Origin of the sequence: Curtobacterium sp. B18 (genome assembly GCF_000333375.1) — a bacterium.
Taxonomy (GTDB): domain Bacteria; phylum Actinomycetota; class Actinomycetes; order Actinomycetales; family Microbacteriaceae; genus Curtobacterium.
Genome location: NZ_BACZ01000726.1, coordinates 1 through 3,614, shown reverse-complemented (window position 1 = coordinate 3,614; position 3,614 = coordinate 1). Strand labels below are relative to the sequence as shown.

The window sequence follows — 3,614 nt, the reverse complement described above, 5'->3', positions numbered from 1 at the left end:
TCGGCCTTGTCCGGGTCGCGCTCGAAGCGGGGTTCCCAGTACGTCTCGTCGCGGGAGGTGCCGTCGCGCTCGATCACCCGGACGGTGGCCGGCGGCAGCTTGCCGACGCCGGACAGGATCGTGCGGGGCGCCGGGACGATCGAGTGGAAGGTCATGTAGGACGCGAAGGCGATCGGGTCGATGCTCGTGTCGACGCTGCCCCCGGGGCCGCCGTTTCCGGCGAGGACCGCGGGCAGGGAGCTGGCGAAGCGGATCCCGCCGGGGACCTCGGCGACGTAGAGCGGCTTGATGCCGAGCCGGTCGCGGGCGAGGACGAGCCGGCCGCTGGCGTGCTCCCAGATCGCGATCGCGAACATCCCGACCAGGTGGTCGACGAAGCGGGTGCCCCACTCGGCGTAGGCGGCGAGGATGACCTCGGTGTCCGAGGTCGAGGAGAACCCGTGGCCTCGGCCGCGCAGCTCGTCGCGGAGCTGCCGGTAGTTGTAGACCATGCCGTTGTAGGCGATGGTCAGTCCCGCGCGCGGGTGCACCATGGGCTGCGCGCCGGCGGTGGACAGGTCGACGATCGACAACCGCCGGTGTCCGAGCGCGACCGGGCCGCGCGCCCACAGCCCGTCGCCGTCGGGGCCGCGGTGCACGAGGCAGCCGGTCATCCGCGCCACCGCCGCGACGTCCGGCGCCGTCCCGTCGAACCGGAGTTCTCCCGCGAGCCCGCACATCAGCGCTCTCCTGCCGTTCCGGTGATCCAGGTGTCCTTGGCGCCGCCGCCCCGCGAGGAGTTGACGACCATGCTGCCCTCCGGCGCCACCCGGGTGAGGGCGACGTCGGCGAGGTGGGTGTCGTCCGGCCCGGTCCCCGTGACGTACACGAAGGCCCGCAGGTCGACGTGCCGGGGGTCGAGCCCTGCCGGCCCGATCGTCGGGTGCGAGGAGAGCTGCACGACCTCTTGTCCGACCCACCGGTCCGGGTCGGCGGCGATGGCACGGCGCCGCTCGGCGACCTCGGGGGCGCTGGCGCTCGGCCCGATCAGGACGTCACGCCCGCCCTCGCCGTCGACCGGCTTCGTCACGAGCTCCCCGACGCGGTCGAGCACCGAGAGCCGCTCGCCCTCGATGCTGGTGCGGTAGGTCGGGACGGCGTCGAGCAGCGGCTTCTCGTCGAGGTAGTACCAGATGAGGTCCGGCACGTTCACGTACATGGCCTTGTCGTCGACGAGCGCGTTGCCCGGCGCGTTCGCCAGGTGCACGCCCCCCGCGGCGGCGACGTCGAGGACGCGCGCGCCGAGGTCCGGTGCGTGCTCGGCGGCGAGCGCGCTGACGTCGCGGTCGATGCGCAGGTACAGCCCGTGCAGGACGTCGCCCGTCCGCGCCTCGACGACGTGGCCGTCGCGGACGTCCAGGTCCGAGCCGGCCAGGAGGCGTAGCCCGGCTCCGTCGGCCAGCCGTCGGTGCTCGAACCACGCGCCGGCGGCGGGGCCGTCGGTGACGAGCGCGATCACCGGGTCCGGTTCGCCGGTCACGGCGGACGCGTTCGTGCGGAGCGTGTGCCGGAGGCGGTCGACGACGCCGTGCGGGTCGAGCAGGTGCTCCGGCCGCGGGGCGTCCGGCACGACGTCGTCCATCAGCTCGCGGAGCGCGATGCCGTACGCGACGCCGGAGGGCGACCGGACGTTGTCCTCGAGCACCCGCCACCCGCCGAACTCGTTGCGGACCAGGTCGAACCCCATCACCGACGCTCGAACGGCGTCCTCGGGCAGCCGGGTGGCCGCCGGGTCCCAGCCGTCGGCGCCGACGAACTGGTGCTCGTCCATCGCGCCGTCGGACACGATCCGGCGCGGCCCGTAGGCGTCGCGGAGGAACAGCTCGATCGCGCGGGCGCGCTGCCCGAGGCCGGCGGCGAGCTGGCGCCACTCGTACGCGCTGATGGTCCGGGGCACGAGGTCGCACCCGAACGCCTGCACGCCGCCGTCGACCACGAAGCCGACCTCGTGCTCGCGGGTCCACGCGTCGCGGGCGGCGCAGCGGTCGATGGTGGTCTCGGCGTCCCACCCGCGGAAGAACGCCGCGAGCTCGCGGAACGCCGGGCGGGGCCGGGCTCCCGGTCCGACGGCCTCGTCGCCGGCGCGGACGCGGTAGGACGGGATCGTGACGGTCGGGTGGTCGTCCCTGCCGGACGGAGTGCCGGCGGTGTCCTCGACGACCGCGGCCACGACGTCGTCGAGCTCGCCGCGCTCGGCGTACGCGGTGCGCTGCCGGTCCGTCGAGTTCCCGCGGGCGAGGGTGTCCTCGGCGAGCGACGCCACCGTGGCCCAGTCGCCGAGCTCCTCGAGCTCCGGACGCAGTCGGGACACGAGCTGCCGGACGGCGGTCTCGGCGGGGAGCCGCTCCGGGTGCTGCCCGAGGCCGAGCAGTTCGCCGCTCAGGCCGCTGCGTGCCGCCTGCCACATCGCGGCCCGGTGCAGCGGTTCGCTGCGCGGGCGCCACTCGGCACCGGACTCGACCGCCTTCTCCGCCTTGCGGACGGCGGCGCGGAACAGACCGGCGATGAGCACGGCGTCGTCCACGATCGGCGTCGCGTCGCACACCCGCAGCTCGAGCGTCGGGGCGTGCGAGGACGGCCGCACGTCGAAGTACGCCATCTTCTTGTCGGCGATCACGCCCGAGGCGATGAGGTCGTCGAGCATCGCGTCGTACTCGGCGCCGTCCCGGACCCGTCCGAAGCTGCCGGCCGAGGGCCACCGCTGCCAGATGATGCTGCGGAACGAGGAGTAGCCGGTGTCCTGGCCGTTCCAGAACGGGCTCGACGCGCTGAGCGCCAGCAGGGCGGGCAGCACGGGCGCGACGCGCTGGGCGATCTGCACCGCCAGGTCGCGGTCGCTCACCCCGACGTGCACCTGCAGACCGCAGATGAGCTGTTCGTCGACGAGCATCCGGTACTGCTCCTGCATGCGGCCGTAGCGGCCACCGGACGTCAGCTCGAAGTCGGCGTACTCCGACCGCGGTGCGGTGCCGGCCGCGGCGATGGTGACCCCGGCGGGCGCGATCGCGGCGGTGAGTTCGCTGCGGAGGTCGACGATCACGCGTCGCAGGTCGTCGAGGGTGCGCACCACGGGGGTGTTCGTCTCGATGGTCGTGCGCTGGAGTTCGGCGCCGAAGCGGTCGGCGGGCAGTTTGGGCAGAAGGCGGGGGGCCTTCGCGGAAAGTCGGCCGGAATCGAGGTCGATGAGGTGCAGTTCTTCCTCGGCGCCGAGCGTCAGCTCTGCACTCATGGGCCGAACCTATCCCCGACCGCCCGGGATCGGCCCGGGGTTCCGCAGATCGTCGCATGCTCGAAACAAAGACTCCCGGGGTACACCCCGCTGGGAGCGCTGCTGGCGGGGCACGTAGGAACGAAGGATGCCCACCACCGTGTTCTGCCTGCACGCCCTCGGCTCGAGTTCCGAGGAGTACGCGGGGCTGCGCGCCCGCCTCGCCGGGACGCTCGACCTGGTCGGGATCGACCTGCCCGGGTTCGGGACGAGCACCGCGGCCACCGGGACGACCGTCGAGGAGATGGTCGTCCTCGTCGAGCGGGCGATCGGCCGGAGCGGTGCCACCGACTGGGCGCTGATCGGG

Annotated in this window: 2 protein-coding genes and 1 pseudogene; 1 reads left to right on the top strand and 2 read right to left on the bottom strand. The window is 73.6% G+C overall.

The features are described from left to right. Positions 1–719 (bottom strand): annotated as a pseudogene (locus I5E_RS19430) (N-acetylglutaminylglutamine amidotransferase); the annotation flags it as partial. Further along, a complete protein-coding gene (locus I5E_RS19425) occupies positions 719–3,268 on the bottom strand; it encodes a carboxylate--amine ligase/circularly permuted type 2 ATP-grasp protein (RefSeq protein WP_022908453.1) in 2,550 nt (849 codons plus the stop codon). The pseudogene I5E_RS19430 and the gene I5E_RS19425, both read right to left, overlap by 1 nt. Before the next feature lie 127 nt (positions 3,269–3,395). On the opposite strand from I5E_RS19425, the gene I5E_RS22240 reads away from it, so the two are divergent. Beyond that, positions 3,396–3,614 (top strand): hypothetical protein (locus tag I5E_RS22240; RefSeq protein ID WP_042724087.1); only part of this gene is annotated, 219 nt, incomplete at its 3' end.

Excerpts from the sequence above, each read along its gene's own strand:
- I5E_RS19425 (WP_022908453.1), bottom strand. The coding sequence starts at position 3,268 with ATGAGTGCAGAGCTGACGCTCGGCGCCGAGGAAGAACTGCACCTCATC.